Raw genomic sequence first — 17808 nt, forward strand, 5'->3', positions numbered from 1 at the left:
CTTATAGGTCATTCGACCATTAAGCTTTTCTTTGATTCACCAGAGGTAGCAACTTTTCCTTGAACATGCTAAAATAAGTGAGATGTTTATTGTGAAAGGAAACCTTCTCGTGAATAAAGACTTGATGATTGCGCAATTCCCTGAAATTGCCTTATTAAAAGATGAACCCTTATTGAACTATACGTATACAAAAACTGGTGGACCGGCAGACATTTTGGCTTTTCCCAAAACAGCAGATGAAGCCAAACAGCTGCTTGATTATTGCCGAGAACAAGCGATTCCTTGGATCGTCTTAGGAAATGCCAGCAACTTGATCGTCCGTGATGGTGGTATTCGCGGCGTGGTGATCATGCTATCAGAAATGAACCAAATCGTGGTGAACGGCACTTCATTGATCGTCGATGCTGGAGCAAAGTTGATCGATACCACCTATGTCGCTTTGCATGAATCGTTGACTGGTTTTGAATTTGCCTGCGGGATTCCTGGCAGTGTCGGCGGTGCTGTCTTTATGAATGCTGGCGCCTATGATGGCGAGATCCAAGATGTCTTTGCGTCCTGCGACGTTTTGCTGGCTAATGGTCAAATCGTGACTTATACCAAGGAAGAAATGGAATTTGCTTATCGTCATAGCAAATTGCAAGAGCAAAAGATGATCATTTTGAGCAGTCGCTTTGATTTAGCAAAAGGCGATCAAGAGCAAATCAAAAAGCGGATGGATGAACTGACAGAATTGCGGCAATTGAAGCAACCGCTAGAATACCCCTCTTGTGGGAGTGTCTTTAAACGTCCAGTCGGTCATTTTACCGGAAAGCTGATCCAAGATGCAGGCTTACAAGGATTGAAATGGGGCGGAGCCCAAATTTCGGAAAAACATGCGGGCTTTATCGTGAATGTCGATCAAGCCACTGCAACGGATTACGTTGAACTGATCGCTCATATCCAACAAGTCATCAAAGAAACCTTTGATGTCACCTTAGAAACAGAAGTCCGAATCATCGGCGAAGAATAGATTAGCGAAAAGATTGTCCCGAGGGGCAGTCTTTTTTTATGAGAGCTGATAAAAAAGAGCTTAGGTTTGTAAGCTTTCTCAGTCTTCGGTACAATAAACGAAAAGGAGTGAGCAGGATGAAAAAGTGGGGACGCGTCATTTTGTTTGTTGGGTTCGCCTTTCTTTTCGGTGGTTGTACGAAATTACCGCAAGAACAGTTTGCCGAACAGTTGACGAATCAGCAAGCAGCGAATGCTGGTGAATTCCAAGCGACGATCGATACCTTTGAGATGGGCAGCAGCAGCGAATACGGTCAAGAAGCCGATAGGTATGCCTCTATGTTGATGTCACAGTTAGTCGGCTCGTCATTTAAAGGGGACTTCGTCCAGGACAAAGAAACCAAAGCGATTTTACTCAATCTGGCAGTCGCTTTTGGGGGGCAGGAGCTGCCGATCAAGCTGATCGTCGATCCAGAAAAACAAGAAGCGTATGTGTCAGCTGAAATCTATGAAACACTGCAAGGGTATATCAGCGCATTTGGTAGTGACAGTTATGGGACAAAACCAGACGCTGCGGAATATGAAGGCAAATACCTGCGCATCGATCAAGAAACCTTAGATTCTTACTTTGGCGAAGGAACTTTTGCAGAGGACGGCGAGGGGACAACCGAAGCAGAAAAAGAGCCTGAAAACCTCTTTACCATGAACAGTCTTTTTCATAATGAGACATTTGCAGACTATTTGAAAACCTTTGAACCGGATGCTTTCAAAAGAGATGGAGATACGATCAGCCACACGTTTACCAAAGAAGAATTGGCAGATTATGCAGATTATGCCCAAGAACACGGCGCCGATCAAAAGCAAGTCGCCGAATTAGAAACGATGTTGGAAGAAGTCGAGCAGTTTGACTTAACCATGACCGTCAATACGAAAACAAATCAGCAGAAAATGGCTTTTCACTTCGTGCAAGCGGATGAGCTGCAAACCACTATCGGAGCCACGGTGACTTTTACAGGGAAGAAAAGTGATACTGCTGTTGCAATCCCTACAGCGGAAGAATTGATTGACCCAGAAGAATTGTTTTCTCCCTATGATTATGGTTGGGATGACAGCTATGACGATGGGTATGAAAATGATTATGATGATGAGTACTGGGATAGCTATGATGAAACCGATGATTGGTCTTCTTATATGCTGACGGATGAGGAGTTTGAAGAACTGCTGCTGCAAATCAAGCAAGAGCTACCTTATTTGACCCAAGCAGATATCGACGATTATCTGACATTTTATGAAGAGTATTTGACCCAAGAGCAGTATCAAGAGCTTGTCGAAGCACTCCAAGTGACACAAAGTTTATGAGACACTCAAAAGGGAAGCGACCGCCTAAGTTAGCCAAAAAGCTAACTTTGGGCGGTCGCTATTTTTTTAGATACGATTTTTTTTGCGATTCATGACTAAGCGTAAAAGGACGGTTCCAACTGCCATCGTGGCGATTCCCGCTACAATGGCTTCAGGTACACCTTGGGCGAAGATTACACCTAAAATCGCTGCATAGACAGCATTGCCGGCTTTTCCTACAACCTCCGCATATTCTTGCTGGAACAAGAAGTAGATCAAGTTCATAACCAGGATCGTATTCGTCAAGCCTCCCGCAACACCAGCAATCAGTAGCGAAAGACTTTGCTGTTTGTTTTTCCAGATTTTTTGACAGCCTTTGTACACAAAGTAAGGAACGACACCAATCAAAATACGAGGAATCAACGCTACGAGGATCGCTTTCCAGCTTCCTTGATCACTCCCATAAATCGGTACGAAAGGGGAGAAGACAAAAGAAAGCGGGGTGATGATCCAGGTCGAACGCACCATACTGATGATCCCAAAGGCGCCGCCTAAAAAGCCGCCGATCCGAGGGCCCAATACAATAGAAGCGATGATCACAGGAATATGCATCGTTGTCGCATTGATTGGTCCTAAGGGAATAAACCCAAGAAAGGGAACCGATGCTAAAAGAATCAAGATTCCTAAAAAGAAAGCTGTTAAGACAAGTTCAAAAGTTGATATTTTTTTCATTGTTAGACACTCCGTACTTCCAAAGCAGTCAATGCTTTTTCAAGAATCGTTTCTGTTGCTGCTAATGCGCCTCTGCCGAAATCACCGCAAGCCAGTAACGCTTCACGGGGTTCAATCTCTTGGAAGCCGACTTCTTTCAAAATCCCTAAATTTCTTTGAACAATCGGGTTTTCGTACATGACGGTATTCATGGCTGGCGCAATCAAGCGGGGCACGGATAACGGCAACGCTAAGGCAACTGTTGAGATCAAATCATCGGCTATCCCATGCGCCAGCTTGCCAATACTGTTGGCACTGGCTGGGGCGAGCAAGAAAAGATCGGCTTGTTTGGCTAGTTCAATATGATTGATGCGATCTGGTTGACGTTCTTGCATAACATCCACATGGATCGGGCGTTTGGATAATGACTGTAGAGTCAAAGGCGTAATAAATTGTGTGCTATTTTGAGTCATTAAGACATCCACTGCATAGCCCTTTTTGGTTAATTCATTGGTTAGGTCGGCTGCTTTGTATGCAGAGATACTGCCGCTGACGCCAAGCAGAACGTGTTTTTGTTTCATGTTTCTTTCTCCTTTTCTAAAAAAACATCTAGCTAAGCACGCAGGTCATTGCGTAATGTGTCAACGATCAAGGTTGCGATCTCAGCTTTTGTGCGGCCAGTCCCGATTTGTCCTTCTTGTGTCAAAAGGTGTCCGACATGCTGGTTTCCAGAAATTTGCGTCAAGTCGTTGGCCAACACATAATCCGCTTGGCTAGCCAGCAGACTTTTTCGTGCGACCGCAAACAACTCGGCTTCCGCTACGTCTACTAATAATTTGAATCCGACTAATAAGGTTGTCGGCTGTAATGCTTTGATGGTTTGGATCACTTTCGGGGTTTTCTTCAACACTAAAAACAAATGATCAGTATTGGAAGAAACTTTGCCTGCCGTTGTTTCAGATTGTGTGAGCACGTGTGCCATCAATGCCGGAGTGACCTGATTGTCATAAGCTGGTAGGGCATCGTTGATTGCTTCATAAAACGCTGCTTCTGAAAAATGAGCAGCAGGGGTGAAATCACTGACTGCCATACTGTGGATCACAGCAGCATACGAATGGGTCGTCAATAAATCGGTCAACTGCGCCAACAAGTCCGTGGTCCCTTCAATGAAATAACAGGTAACTCGTGGATCGGTCGGCGGTTGTTTGGCAGTTTTCGTCGTAACGTAATCGATGGTCACCTCAGGGTATTGCAGCCATTCCTTGGCAATGGCCTGACCAAGTGAGCCCGTGGAATGATTCGTAATTGCACGAACATCATCGATTTTTTCGGAAGTACCGCCAGCCGTAATCAAAATTCTCATTGTGCTTGTGACACCTCAACGATCGTCCGTCCTTGGTGCGTGCCTGCTAATAAAGCTGCCAATGTTTCTGGCAAGTATTCCAAAGTGATGGCTTTCGTGTAAAGCTGATCGATCACATTCCACTCACCCGCTAATTTCTCCCATAATGCCGTGCGGATCTCATGGGAAACATTGACCGAATCGATCCCAATTACGCGAATCCCACGCAAAATAAAGGGTAAGACAGTCGTTTCGATTTTGATCCCACCAGCATTGCCGCATAAGAAGGCACCGCCCCCATAAGCGATTTGCGGAAGCACTGCCGCAAGCAATGGACCGCCAACTGTATCGATGACCGCTGCAAACGTTTGTTTTGCTAATGGTTTGACCTTTTCTGGTACCACGTCATCAGGACTGACGATTTTCGCTGCGCCTAGGTCCAACAACCATTGCGCATCGGTTTTCCGAGATAGCGCCACTATATTTGTATAGCCCAGTTTTTTCAATAAAGCAATGCTGACACTGCCGACGCCACCGCTAGCACCTGTCACCAAAATAGTAGCGTCTTTTGCTAAGTGCAGCTGTTCTAATTCTTGCACCGCTAAAGCTGCTGTGAACCCAGCAGTGCCATAGGTCATACTGTCTTTTGCTGAAAAACCAGCAGAACGTTTCACGAGCCACTCGGCTGGGACCCGTTGAAATTGACTGTAACCGCCTGGGTGAGAAACCCCTAAGCCATAACCTGTCACTAAAACTTGGTCGCCTGGGGCAAAATCAGCAGACTGACTGTCCACGACTTCCCCTGCTAAATCGATTCCCGGCGTCATCGGATACGTGCGGATCACGCCGCCATTTTCTTTTGCTGCCAAGGCATCTTTGTAATTGACATCTGAGTAATCAACACGGACAAGCACATCGCCTGCTGGCAGCTCGTCAAGGGTTGCAGTTGTGAGTGAAGCAGTAAAATTTGGTTCATTCATGACACGAAAGGTAGAGAAATTCGTCATTTCAGACACTCCTTTGATGGTTTGTACTCATAATACCATAAGTTTTATTTTTTTAACCAGCGAAGCAAGAAAAGGTAGGTCTTCTTATCAAAAAATCAGCAAAAACAGATCATTATTAAATCTACCTTTTCTTCGTTAAAATAGAAGTTGTTCTTTTAAACCTTTGAAAAGCGAAAATGACGGGACCGCCACTCCTTTCCTTTATAATACAAGCGTTTAGCGTCACTCCTTTTTTTGATCAGAGAGAAAAGATTTCAAAAAAATGAAGAAAAAAGGCTTGTGTTTTTTGCAATTATTTGTATACTAGAAAAAGTGAAATTAAACATGAAGTTTACTTATAGCAAACTTTTTTATTTGAAGTTGTGTCAATCAAAGGGGGAATGAACATGGAGATTGGCGAGAAGCTGCGCAATTTGCGCGTTCAAAAGAATTTGACCCAAGAAGAATTAGGCGAGCGGACCGATTTGACGAAAGGCTATATCTCACAGTTGGAGCGTGATTTGAGTTCGCCTTCTATGGAAACTTTTTTTACGATCTTAGAAGTTTTAGGCGTGACACCAGAGGAATTTTTCCGAGAAGAAAATGCGCAGCATCAAGTGGTTTATCGCGAAGAAGATAGCACGCTTTATTATGATGAAGAAAATGGCTATGAATTGAAGTGGCTGATTCCCGATTCCAATGAAAATGAAATGGAGCCAGTCTTGCTGACTTTTGATAAAGCGGGCGAATACAAGACCTTTGAACCATCGTTAGCAGAAACATTTATCTATGTCTTAGAGGGCAGTGTGGCCTTGACACTAGGAGAAACGCAGTACAAGGCTCGTAAAGGCCAATCGATTTATTATCAGGCGACTGAGCCGCATCAATTAAAAAATATTGCGGGCAAAAAAAGCCGTGTGCTTGTAGTCGTGACAGATTCTTATTTATAGTACAGGAGGAAAGAGTGTGGGAAAAACAATAATTTCATTCAACAATGTGGTGAAGCGATTTGATGATGATGAAACAGTTTTGAAAAAAGTGAGTTTTGATATTGAAGAAGGTCGCTTTTATACATTGTTAGGTCCTTCAGGTTGTGGAAAAACAACCATCTTACGCATCATTGCGGGTTTTTCGGACGCAACAGAAGGCGACGTTTATTTTGATGGACAAAGAATCAATGACGTTCCTGCCAATCAACGGCAAGTGAATACAGTCTTTCAAGATTACGCCTTATTCCCGCATATGAACGTTTTTGAAAATGTGGCATTTGGTCTGCGAATCAAAAAATTACCAAAAGATGAAGTGAATAAAAAAGTCTTAGAAGCGTTGCGGCTAGTGCAGCTTCCTGGTTATGAGAATCGTGAAATCAGCGAAATGTCAGGAGGTCAACGCCAACGGGTCGCAATCGCACGAGCGATCGTCAATGAGCCCAAAGTATTGCTTCTTGATGAACCCTTGTCCGCATTGGATTTGAAATTGCGAACCGACATGCAATACGAGCTGCGGGAATTGCAGCAGCGACTAGGCATCACCTTTATTTTTGTCACCCATGACCAAGAAGAAGCGTTGGCGATGAGTGATGAGATTTTCGTTATGAACAAAGGGAAGATCGTCCAAAGTGGCACACCAGTGGATATTTACGATGAACCAATCAATCATTTCGTGGCGGATTTTGTCGGTGAAAGCAACATCGTCACAGGTACGATGATCGAAGACAACTTAGTGGAGTTTGTCGGCAAGCAATTTGAATGTGTCGATGGCGGGATGCGGCCGAATGAAGCTGTTGAGATCGTGATCCGTCCAGAAGATTTGAATTTGACGACGGCGGAAAAAGGCAAGCTGGTCGTTGAAGTAGACACGCAATTGTTCCGAGGCGTGCATTACGAAATCATTTGTTACGATGAACAAGGCAACGAATGGATGGTTCACTCTACAAGAAAAGCCACTGAAGGAAGCAAGATCGGGCTTTCCTTTGAACCAGAAGACATCCACGTCATGCGTTTCAATGAGTCCGAAGAAGATTTTGATGCTCGTTTAGAGAGCTACGAAGATTAGGAGGGAAAGCTAATGACGAAAATGCGTCGTTTTTATGTGATACCCTATGTCTTTTGGTTATTGCTATTTGTTATTGCACCAGTCTTATTGATCATCTACCAATCCTTTTTTGATATGAACGGCAACTTTTCGCTGGTCAATTATCAAAGCTACTTAGGTTCTGGCAAATATTTGATCATGACCTTAAACTCGGTTTGGTATGCCTTTTTGATCACCGTGATTACCTTAGTGATCAGCTACCCGACAGCCTATTTCTTAACTAAGCTGCGTCACAAAGATTTGTGGCTGCTGTTGATCATCTTACCAACGTGGGTCAACTTATTGTTAAAAGCTTATGCGTTTATTGGGATTTTCGGCATTCATGGCAGTGTCAACAACTTCCTAGAAATCATGGGTGTTGGACCAAAGCAGATTTTGTTTACCGACTTCAGCTTTTTGACGGTTGCAGTCTATATCGAACTGCCCTTTATGATCATGCCGATTTTTAATGCCTTAGAAGAAATGAATCCCTCTTTGATCAGTGCCAGTCGCGATTTAGGGGCAAACAGCTACGATACGTTTCGACGAGTGATTTTCCCTCTGTCGTTAAACGGTGTGAAAAGCGGCGTCCAAGCCGTCTTCATTCCGTCGCTCTCCCTCTTCATGTTGACCCGTTTGATTGGGGGCAATCGAGTGATCACGCTTGGTACAGCGATCGAGCAGCACTTTCTCGTTACCCAAAACTGGGGCATGGGTTCGACCATCGGCGTCATTTTGATCATCGCCATGTTCCTCGTGATGTTGTTTACGGGAGAAAAGAAAAAAGGAGGGCAACGTAAATGAAAAAATTTCGCTGGTCGAATCTTTATCTGATCGTCGTCTTTATTCTTTTGTACGTGCCGATCTTTTATTTGATTTTCTATTCCTTCAATGAAGGAGGCACCATGAATGCTTTTACGGGTTTCACTTTTGAACATTACCAATCCGTCTTTCAAGATACCCGTTTGATGATCATCGTGTTGAACACCTTTATGCTGGCATTTTTATCAGCATTACTGGCAACGATCATCGGCACATTTGGTGCGATGGGCATCTACTATACCCGCAAACGCCGAACGAGAACGGCATTGTTGAGTTTGAATAATATTTTGTTGGTTTCACCAGATGTCATCATTGGTGCTAGCTTCTTGATTTTCTTTACGATGATCGGCAACTTGTTCCGTGGGTTTAGCTTAGGCTTTTTCAGCGTATTGCTTTCGCATATCGCCTTTAGTATCCCGATCGTGGTGTTGATGGTCTTGCCGAAACTGCAAGAGATGAACGATTCAATGATCGATGCTGCCCGTGATTTAGGCGCGAATAATTTTCAAGTCATTAAAAATATCATTTTGCCTTTCTTGACACCGGGCATCATCGCCGGCTATTTCATGGCCTTTACTTATTCACTCGATGATTTTGCCGTGACATTCTTTGTGACAGGCAATGGCTTTAGTACCTTATCGGTAGAGATCTATTCTAGAGCACGTCAAGGAATCAGTTTAGAAATCAATGCATTAAGTACACTTGTCTTCTTATTCTCCATGATCCTGGTGGTAGGCTATTACTTTATTAGTAAAGAAAACGGCGCGAAGAAATTGCGTAAAAACCGCCGTGTGGAGGTGGCAAATCTGCGATGAAACGACTACAATCTCTGATTATCGGTATTGTTGCGATCGTCCTGATCTTGCTCTTTGGTGTCCGTGAATTGGAACGCTCCTCTGGTATGGTAGGCGCTGAGGTCGTCAACATCTACAACTGGGGCGACTACATCGACCCAGATTTGATCAGTAAGTTTGAAGAAGAGACTGGCTACAAGGTCAATTATGAAACCTTTGACTCAAATGAAGCGATGTTCACGAAGATCCAACAAGGCGGTACGTCCTATGACATCGCCATACCGAGTGAATACATGATTGAGAAAATGATGGAACAAAATCTTTTAAAACCATTGGATCACAGTAAAATCAAAGGGTTAGACAATATCGACCCTCGCTTTTTGGACCTGAGTTTTGATCCTGGCAATCAATATTCCATCCCTTATTTCTGGGGAACACTGGGGATCGTCTATAACGATAAATTCTTTGATGAAGGTGAGATCACCCAATGGGACGATCTTTGGAAACCCGAATTAGCAAATAGCATCATGCTGATCGATGGCGCGCGTGAAGTGATGGGATTAGGTTTGGACAGCTTAGGCTATTCTCTTAACAGCAAAGACGATGATCAGCTGCAAGAGGCATTCAATAAGCTACGGACCATGACCCCAAACATCAAAGCCATCGTCGCAGATGAAATCAAGATGTACATGGCAAATGAAGAAGCATCGGTTGCGGTCACATTTTCTGGGGAAGCAGCCGACATGATGTACGAAAACGAGCACATTCATTACGTGATCCCTTCGGAAGGCTCCAACCTGTGGTTTGATAATATGGTCATTCCTAAGACCTCACAAAACGAAGCCGGTGCTTACGCCTTCTTGAACTTTATGCTAGAACCCGAGAACGCTGCACAAAACGCAGAATACATCGGCTATTCCACACCTAACCAAGCAGCCATGGCATTACTGCCTGACGAGATCACCGAAGACGAACAATTCTATCCATCCGATGAATTAATGGAACACCTCGAAGTCTATGAAAACTTAGGTGCTGAGTATCTGGGCATCTATAATGATTTGTTCTTGGAATTGAAGATGTATCGGAAATAAACAAACTGCCATTAAGCAGGGAATGTATCCTGTTTAATGGCAGTTTTTGTAATTTACTATGACATATCAAAGGAACCTCTTGGAATATGTATTAGAAAAGAAAATTTATAGAGAATAAACCTGCAATTGTTTCAAAAAATTAGAAAAAATCAACCTCGTTTTGTTCAAAATGTTTCAAAAATCACTTGACCTAAAGTCAACTCTAGGTGGTATCTTTTTAGATAGAAGAAATGAGCAGCAATTGTTGAAACTAAGAAAAATCACAATTTCCCTTCAGGATAACTTGCTATTTCTTGGTTTGACAGGAATTTAAAAAAGAGCGTCCATCTCCGATTGGCGCTTTTTTCATTCCAGAGAACGATCTACTCATTTCGACTTCGTGTCTTTTTCCTTGTGAGTAAACACACGAACCATTCGAACATTTCTACAGGAGGTACGTACATGTTATTAGAAAAAATCAAAAGCCCCAAAGAGTTAAAAGAATTGACCAGTGGGCAACTTCAAGAACTAGTAGTAGAAGCACGAACTGCTTTATTGGAAAAAATCAGTCACCATGGGGGGCATAATGGCCCCAATCTGGGGATGGTTGAGATGACGATCGCGTTGCATAAAGTCTTTGATTCCCCCACAGATAAGCTGATTTTTGATGTGTCTCATCAGACCTATATCCATAAAATGTTGACGGGACGCGCCCATGCCTTTCTTGATGCTGCTCAGTATGATGCGGTTTCTGGTTACACGAATCCGAAAGAAAGCGAGCACGATCTCTTTACGGTCGGTCATACCTCCACCTCAGTTTCGTTGGCAAATGGTGTGGCGAAAGCCCGTGACCTAAAAAATGAAACGTATAACGTCGTTGCCGTCATTGGCGATGGTTCTCTATCAGGTGGCTTAGCGTTTGAAGGCTTGAACAATATTGTGGAATTAGGCACCAATACCATTGTGATCCTCAACGACAATGACTAATCGATCGCGGAAAACCATGGAGGGATGTACCAGAATTTGCGGGCATTGCGGGAAACCAAGGGGCAAGCAGCAGACAATCTGTTCAAAGCGATTGGTTTTGAGTACCACTATTTAGATGAAGGAAATGACCTCGCTGCCTTGATCGCTTTATTTGAAAAAGTGAAAGACATTGATCATCCTGTTTTATTACACATTCATACGATCAAAGGCAAAGGCTTCAAGTTTGCGGAAGAAAATCGTGAAAAGTTTCATGCAGGCGGTCCCTTTCGTTTAGAAACAGGCGAATATATTTCTGTTGGGGGCAATCAAGTAACCTACAACAGCTTAACGACGGATTATTTATTAGAAAAAATGGCGACAGATCCTACAGTCGTGGCAGTAAATGCTGGTACACCGATGCTGCTTTTTTCTCCAGAACAACGAGAAAAAGCAGGTAAACAATTTGTAGATGTGGGTATTGCAGAAGAACATGCGGTATCGATGGTTGCTGGGTTAGCAAAAAATGGAGCGAAACCTGTCTGGGCCGTTTTTTCTACCTTTATGCAACGTAGTTTTGATCAAATTTCCCATGATTTGGCCCTAAATCATCTGCCTGGAACGATTTTGGTATACGGTGCATCGATTCATGGAATGAATGACGAGAGCCATTTGGGAATTTTTGATATTCCATTTTTGGCACATATTCCTAACCTTGTTTATCTTGCGCCAACCTCTAAAGAAGAATATCTAGCAATGTTGGATTGGTCGCTGGAACAAACCAACGCTCCAGTTGCGATCCGAGTACCGGTTGGACCTGTCAACGAAACGGCAGTGGCAGCCTCTACTGACTACAGCGATCAAAAAAATGAGGTGACTCAAGCTGGCACGCAGGTAGCCATCGTCGGTGTCGGAAACTTTTATGCGCTAGCGGAAGAGATCGCAGAACAATTGAAAATGCAACATGGAATTACCCCAACGGTGATCAATCCTAAGTTTATTTCAGGGGTCGACAAAGAATTGCTGGATGCTGTGGCACGATCACATAAACTCGTTGTCACGTTGGAAGACGGCATACGAGAGGGCGGCTATGGACAAATGATTGCCAGCTATCTTGGTGATCGTGAGATTGCCGTCAAAAACTATGGCTTAGAAAAGAAATTTTATGATAATTACCGAGCAGCGGACGTTTTATCCGAACTTGGTATCACTGCTGAGGCAATTACGAAAGATATCATAGAACAGCTGCAGAAATAAGTTCTCTTAGGGTGTCTTGTGTAGCTGATAGGATTGATAAAAAATGAATGATCGAAGGAAACCTTGCAGAAAAACAGACTGCAAGGTTTTTTCGCAGACTATCGGTGACGATCTGCAGCAAATGCAGAAGACCAATGCTTTTCAAGCATAAATCCTCAGCGTAGGAAGCATTGGTCAAATGCTGGCGATCCAGCAAATAATAAAGAGGTAGGAAAAGATTGCTTTGGTGTCTTATCCGGTTGAGCTCAGAGAAACAAAAATAGTATTTTGTAAAAAGAAAAGGGGTAACTATGAAATTTTTTTCAATGAAGTTGCTGGCACTGTTGTCGGTGGCAATGGTCGTCTATTCGGCACCGGCGATTTCTGCCAATGTTCCAGCGATTGCGGCAAGCTTTCCAGAAGTAGATGCGGTCTACGTCGGGTTACTGACCACGATTCCGTCATTGTTTCTTTTGCTGGGGATTTTTACTACTAGCATGATCGAAAAAAGGATCGGCAAAAATACACGATGGTCACCGGCTTGGTCATTGTGGCGATTTTTGGCACACTGCCGGCATGGTATCAGGGGAGCTTTCCTGTCTTGTTTCTTTCGCGCGCGATTCTTGGCTTCGGGATCGGTTTATTCAATCGTTTGGCGATTCAAATGATTAGTTTGTTGTTTCAAAATGAGCCGCAAAAGAAAGCCAAGGCCCTTGGATTAGAAAGTGCCGTCGGTGGTTTAGGCGGTATCTTTATGACTTTGCTGGTAGGGCAGCTAGTGAAGATCAGTTGGGAGATCTCTTTCTTCGTTTATGGCTTTGCCTTGATCAGTCTCTTTTTTGTTCAGGTATTTATTCCCAATGAAACAAAAGCGACCACCGATGCGGCTCTGATAGCGAACGTCACGGTTTCAAAAGAACGGAAACAAAAGTCATTTGTTTTGGGGGTGCTCTTGTTTCTGATCGTTGTCTTGTTTATCAACTACAATCTGCAGATCACCCCGTTGTTGTTGGAAAAAGGAATTGGTGATGCGACCGATGGCAGTAACATGATCGCCGCCATTGCGACGGGGGCATTTATCGCCGGCAATGCCTTTGGCTTGATATATAGCCGCCTACATCGCTGGTTGCTGCCCGTTGCGGCATTGCTTGCAGGAAGCAGCATCTATTTGACCTATCCCTTGCAGACGGTGGGGCTGCTCTTGGGTTGTTCTTTACTACTAGGCTTTGCCTTTCGCAGCATCATGCCTTTTTTCACCCACTTGCTGACGACTGGTGGTGAAGCGGAAGCTAAGTTTGGCACGATCGTCTCGATCGTTGCATACAATTTAGGGGTCACGTTAGCACCTTATGCATCACGCTTGCTGATACTAGTCAGCGGCAATGAAACAGCAGGGATGCAGATGATCCTATCAGGGGGTTTGTTGTGCTTGATTGGTGTCCTAGCTTTTTTGGGAAATAAATACTTTCTGTATTTTGAACGAGGATAGGCGAAAGATAGCTTGATCCTCGTTTTTCCATCTTCATTTCATCCTTCTCATCGCTTATAATAAAAAGAAACAATGATGAGTTGAGCATACTAGACAAACTGCCGGCGTCAATCAGAGGGGAGAACCAGATGTATCTTTTTCAAAAAATTGAAGAAGCAGCGTTTAAACAAAATGATGCGAGACGAACGATCGGTGACTTTTTATTAAGCAATCGAGAAAAAGTTAGTGAGTATAGCATGGAAGAAATCGCAAAACTGACCAATACTCTCAACGCATGTTGATCCGTTTTTGCTAAATACTTCGGCTTAGTAGATTGTCAAGAAGCTTTATCTATGAGCGGGCGCTTATTCATGAGTGGCAGCGGCAATTGGTGTAAATATCTATTTTCGATAAAGCCGCAGACATATTCGAATACATTAAAAATTTGGCGATCTTAGGCATGCAGATGATTAAAGCACCAGCAGCACTTATGACAGTGAAAGACCTGATCCAATCCGAAGGGATCATCAATGAAGCTTAAAACCTCGTCATTTACGACTGCAGACTAAATCAGTATTTGAACAAGATCAATTAAAAAGCCCACATCTCTATTTTCCTATGAAAGTATCGAAAAGCAAAACAATCATTATGTAGCGGAATTCAAAAATAGTTGCAAGTCACATGATTTCGGGGCATCGGCTTTTCGAACCGCTCTATTTAAGGAAATGAATGCCAACAGAATCTCCTGCTGGAAATGATGCAGCATACACTTGAATCCAAATAAAAAAGTAGAAGATCTAAATTATCTTTAAGTAAAAAAGCACTCGCTTCTAAACGAGTGCTTTTTACTATTGAATAATTTGCCATTCTTGAATTTTTTTCAAGAGTACCGCTTTGTCGGCAGCTTCCGCAAAGGAATGCTGAGCGGCGGTTTCGTTTAAGAAGCGCATCTCTGATTCGGTCATGTCGCAATGATGAGCCATTTGCAGGTATTCATTGGTCAATGTCGTGTTTGAGACCGTTCGGTTATCGGTGTTCAAACAAAAAGGGACCTTGGCTTTTAGCCATTCTCTTAATGGGTATACCGAGTATGTGGGAATCGCACGCGTATGAACATTGCTGGTAGGGCAGCCTTCGATACAGCGATTTTGTTCTCGAACAAACGCTTGAGCAGTAGGATCTCCTTTTAAGGCGATGCCGTGGCCAATCCGCTGCGCACCGCTTTCGATGGCTTGATAAATGTTTTGCACACAGCCGCATTCGCCTGCATGTAAGGTCAGTTGGACACTTTGGTTCTTGAGGAACACTTGATAGCTGGCAGCTAAATCAGGGACGTACCCGTCTTCTTCTGGACCTGCCAGATCAATGCCGACGACTTTTTCATCGGTAAGAGCGATCGCTTCATCAAAAATCGCCGTAATAGCTGGTAGGTCTTCTTGACGCATCCCAATGATCAAAACATTGCCTTTGATTGGGTAGCGTTCTTCTGCTCGTGCGATGCCTTCGATCACGGCTTGGATGGTCTGGCTGCAAGTGAGTCCTTTGTCCATCGATAAGCTGGGAGCAAAGCGGATCTCAATATAAGCGACCCCATCTTGAGCGGCTTGTTCCATCACGTCATAGGCGGCAGCTGCTAACGCTTCTTGTGTTTGCAAATACGGCCGAACGAAATCAAAGCAGCGAAGATAATCCCTCAGGTCATGACAATCTTTGGGGGCTTGCATCTGTGCTTTCACAGCTTCTATGTCTTGCTCAATCGGTAGTTCTTGCTGATTGGCGATGGCGATCAATGTTTCTGGACGAATGGAACCGTCGAGGTGGCAGTGAAGTTCTACTTTGGGAAATGCTTGGATTTGTTGTTGAGTAAGCACAGTGTTCCTCCTGTCTAGGTCGAATTTTTTTAAGTATGAATATAGCATACTTAAAAAGCCCATGCTACCCAAAAAAGGAAATTCTCATAGAAAGCAAACCAGCAGCCGCGAATTACTTGTGCGGCTGCTGGTTTTATTGTGGGAGAGTGGTTCAAATCAATTCCGATAGATCGGTAAAAGGCAATGACAGATCGTGAGCGGCTTCTTTTGAAGTAAATGCGCCCTCATAGGCGATGACCCCTTTAGCAAGTGCCTGATTCTCTCGCAACGCTGCTAAAGGATCGTTCGCTAGCTGCTGGGCATACGGTAAGGTGGCAATGCTCAATGCGATGGTTGCCGTTTGCGGCACAGCACCTGGCATATTCGCCACTGCATAGTGAATAACTTCTTCCCGGATATAGGTTGGCTCGTCGTGGGTGGTGACTTTGTCTTCGGTCTCAAAAATTCCGCCTTGGTCAATGGCAATATCGACGATCACGGATTTTTCAGGCATCTGTTTCACCATGTCGCGGGTCACTAAGCACGGGGCTTTTTGTCCTGGCAATAAGACGGCTCCTACCACCAAGTCTGCGGATTGGATCGTTCGTTCGATATTCAAGCGATTGGAATACAAGGTTTGAACTTGACCAGAAAATTGTCGATCCAGCTCTTGTAAGCGTGGGATCGAAACGTCTAAAATCGTCACTTGTGCGCCTAGACCTACGGCGACTCTCGCGGCATTCTCACCGGCAACGCCACCACCAATGATCGTTACCCGACCTTGACGGACACCGGGAACACCTGAAAGCAGGATCCCTTTTCCGCCATATATTTTTTCGAGAAATTGTGCGCCGATTTGAACAGACATTCTTCCAGCGATCTCACTCATAGGCGATAGCAGAGGCAGGGTACCGTTCGCCAGCTGGACGTTTTCATAAGCAACAGCGATCACTTTGCTGTCGATCAACGCTTGAGCAAGCTGTTGATTGGCGGCTACGTGGAAATAGGTGAATAAAACCAGTCCCTCATGCAAAAAGGGGTATTCTTCTGGTAAAGGTTCTTTGACTTTCATAACCAATTCAGAGGCCCAAACCTCTTCAGCGGTAGCAATCGTAGCACCGACTTCCTGATACGCTTGATCAGAAAAGGTTGATCCTGCACCAGCGCCTTGTTCAACGAAGACTTCGTGTCCGTCTTGGACTAACTCATAGACTCCCGAGGGCGGCAATGCCACACGATTTTCATTGTTCTTGATTTCTTTGGGGATACCGATTTTCATAGACTTCACACCTTTCTTTCTTCCATTATAATAGAAAGCGGATTCCTAAGGGGAGAAAGAATGGTTTTTTTATTAAAAAAGTAAGATCCAGTTGCTGCCTACGCCACGACAAAGAAAAAAGCCCCGAACGGGGACTTTTTTCGATCAATCAGCTGAAGGTCCAAAAGCGTAAGCTTTGATTAGCGATTTCATCTAGTGTGTAATAGATAGCGTAATGGGATTTTTCTGGATCATCATTGGGATCTAAGACAAACACTTGATCGTCCATCATTCCACCTAAGACCATAATATGGCCGCCATCTGTAAATTCCCCTGGAGTCACAGAAACGATGACCGGATGATTTTGTTGCAAGTAAGCTTCAACGCTGGCTAGATCTGTGCCAAGATCATAATAGTTGTAGCCGTTTGCATCGGCAAAGTCAGAAAAAATCCGCCAGTCCGTTCCTTGGCCGTCAACGTAATAATGATCTCCTGCCCAATCGAGGACTTCTAGTGGCGAAATGGGATAGCCTTCAAGATAGGATTGAACCATCGCAAGAGAAGCAATCGCACATCCGTTTTCTGCCAAGGTTTGGCTGCCGTCATTGCCATAGGATCTATCGGCCCAATCTTCGTTCGTCTGCAAGAAAATCGGTGTTGTGATGTCCATTTCCCATAAATAAGCATTGATGTCATCACTAAAGATAGCCTGAGAATAAACATATTCGTCGTCATAACTCTCATCATAGGCAACGACGGTGTGCACGTGTTCGGACAACTCTCCGTACAACACGTGATGAGAGATTCGATTGAACCCTATCCAAATCAACACCAATCCTGCCAAAACAACCATTGGCCGACGCTTTCGATAAACATCTGTCTGTTTTTGCATTTTTCCCTCCTTGTTTTA

17 protein-coding genes and 1 pseudogene are annotated in these 17808 nt (G+C 44.0%); 11 read left to right on the forward strand and 7 right to left on the reverse strand.

What is annotated here, in order from left to right:
• Positions 1-109 precede the first annotated feature (109 nt).
• Complete coding sequence (gene murB / locus Q1X33_RS12645; protein ID WP_034869130.1) at positions 110-1009, forward strand: UDP-N-acetylmuramate dehydrogenase; 900 nt, start codon at positions 110-112, stop codon at positions 1007-1009.
• 116 nt (positions 1010-1125) lie between these two features.
• Complete coding sequence (locus Q1X33_RS12650; protein ID WP_034869132.1) at positions 1126-2346, forward strand: hypothetical protein; 1221 nt, start codon at positions 1126-1128, stop codon at positions 2344-2346.
• Between the two features lie 66 nt (positions 2347-2412).
• Here the strand turns inward: Q1X33_RS12650 and Q1X33_RS12655 are convergent, their stop codons facing one another.
• From Q1X33_RS12655 to Q1X33_RS12670, 4 genes are read right to left on the reverse strand one after another with little or no spacing between them, the layout of a single operon-like run.
• Entirely contained in the window at positions 2413-3057 is a 645-nt protein-coding gene (locus Q1X33_RS12655; RefSeq protein ID WP_005228527.1) for an ECF transporter S component, read from the reverse strand.
• Between the two features lie 2 nt (positions 3058-3059).
• Positions 3060-3617 (reverse strand): phosphopantothenoylcysteine decarboxylase, encoded by a 558-nt coding sequence (gene coaC, locus Q1X33_RS12660; protein ID WP_005228528.1) that lies wholly within the window; start codon positions 3615-3617, stop codon positions 3060-3062.
• A 32-nt stretch (positions 3618-3649) separates the two neighbouring features.
• Entirely contained in the window at positions 3650-4399 is a 750-nt protein-coding gene (coaB, locus tag Q1X33_RS12665) for a phosphopantothenate--cysteine ligase (RefSeq protein ID WP_005228529.1), read from the reverse strand.
• Positions 4396-5385, reverse strand: a complete 990-nt coding sequence (locus tag Q1X33_RS12670; RefSeq protein WP_005228530.1) for an acryloyl-CoA reductase — start codon at positions 5383-5385, stop codon at positions 4396-4398. Before Q1X33_RS12670 ends, coaB begins: the two co-directional genes overlap by 4 nt.
• 386 nt (positions 5386-5771) lie before the next feature.
• Between Q1X33_RS12670 and Q1X33_RS12675 the strand changes: the two genes are divergently transcribed.
• The 9 genes and pseudogenes from Q1X33_RS12675 to Q1X33_RS12715 all read left to right on the forward strand — a co-directional run bounded on the left by Q1X33_RS12675 (position 5772) and on the right by Q1X33_RS12715 (position 14092).
• Complete coding sequence (locus Q1X33_RS12675; protein ID WP_005228532.1) at positions 5772-6314, forward strand: helix-turn-helix domain-containing protein; 543 nt, start codon at positions 5772-5774, stop codon at positions 6312-6314.
• 16 nt (positions 6315-6330) lie between these two features.
• Complete coding sequence (locus Q1X33_RS12680) at positions 6331-7419, forward strand: ABC transporter ATP-binding protein (protein ID WP_005228533.1); 1089 nt, start codon at positions 6331-6333, stop codon at positions 7417-7419.
• 12 nt (positions 7420-7431) lie between these two features.
• Positions 7432-8241 carry an ABC transporter permease gene (locus Q1X33_RS12685; protein WP_005228534.1) on the forward strand — a complete coding sequence of 270 codons (810 nt, stop codon included), beginning with the start codon at positions 7432-7434 and terminating at the stop codon, positions 8239-8241.
• On the forward strand, positions 8238-9074 hold the full coding sequence (locus Q1X33_RS12690) for an ABC transporter permease (protein WP_005228535.1): 837 nt from the start codon (positions 8238-8240) through the stop codon (positions 9072-9074). The genes Q1X33_RS12685 and Q1X33_RS12690 overlap by 4 nt, the downstream gene beginning before the upstream one ends.
• Complete coding sequence (locus Q1X33_RS12695; RefSeq protein WP_005228536.1) at positions 9071-10144, forward strand: PotD/PotF family extracellular solute-binding protein; 1074 nt, start codon at positions 9071-9073, stop codon at positions 10142-10144. Before Q1X33_RS12690 ends, Q1X33_RS12695 begins: the two co-directional genes overlap by 4 nt.
• 441 nt (positions 10145-10585) lie before the next feature.
• Positions 10586-12343 (forward strand): annotated as a pseudogene (locus Q1X33_RS12700) (1-deoxy-D-xylulose-5-phosphate synthase).
• A gap of 290 nt (positions 12344-12633) precedes the next feature.
• The gene (locus Q1X33_RS12705; RefSeq protein ID WP_005228538.1) at positions 12634-12990 is read left to right on the forward strand and encodes a hypothetical protein; all 357 of its coding nucleotides are present in this window, start codon (positions 12634-12636) and stop codon (positions 12988-12990) included.
• On the forward strand, positions 12873-13811 hold the full coding sequence (locus Q1X33_RS12710; protein ID WP_225582183.1) for an MFS transporter: 939 nt from the start codon (positions 12873-12875) through the stop codon (positions 13809-13811). Before Q1X33_RS12705 ends, Q1X33_RS12710 begins: the two co-directional genes overlap by 118 nt.
• A 128-nt stretch (positions 13812-13939) precedes the next feature.
• Positions 13940-14092 (forward strand): hypothetical protein, encoded by a 153-nt coding sequence (locus tag Q1X33_RS12715; RefSeq protein WP_005228540.1) that lies wholly within the window; start codon positions 13940-13942, stop codon positions 14090-14092.
• 546 nt (positions 14093-14638) lie between these two features.
• Here Q1X33_RS12715 and add read toward each other — a convergent pair.
• From add to Q1X33_RS12730, 3 genes are all read right to left on the reverse strand, one after another.
• Positions 14639-15661, reverse strand: a complete 1023-nt coding sequence (gene add, locus Q1X33_RS12720) for an adenosine deaminase (protein WP_005228541.1) — start codon at positions 15659-15661, stop codon at positions 14639-14641.
• 151 nt (positions 15662-15812) lie between these two features.
• Positions 15813-16919, reverse strand: a complete 1107-nt coding sequence (ald, locus tag Q1X33_RS12725) for an alanine dehydrogenase (protein ID WP_015510228.1) — start codon at positions 16917-16919, stop codon at positions 15813-15815.
• A 148-nt stretch (positions 16920-17067) separates the two neighbouring features.
• Positions 17068-17790, reverse strand: a complete 723-nt coding sequence (locus tag Q1X33_RS12730; protein WP_016608824.1) for a C39 family peptidase — start codon at positions 17788-17790, stop codon at positions 17068-17070.
• Between the last annotated feature and the right edge of the window lie 18 nt (positions 17791-17808).

The organism is Enterococcus sp. B2E4 (genome assembly GCF_030499455.1).
Classification (GTDB): domain Bacteria; phylum Bacillota; class Bacilli; order Lactobacillales; family Enterococcaceae; genus Enterococcus_D; species Enterococcus_D casseliflavus.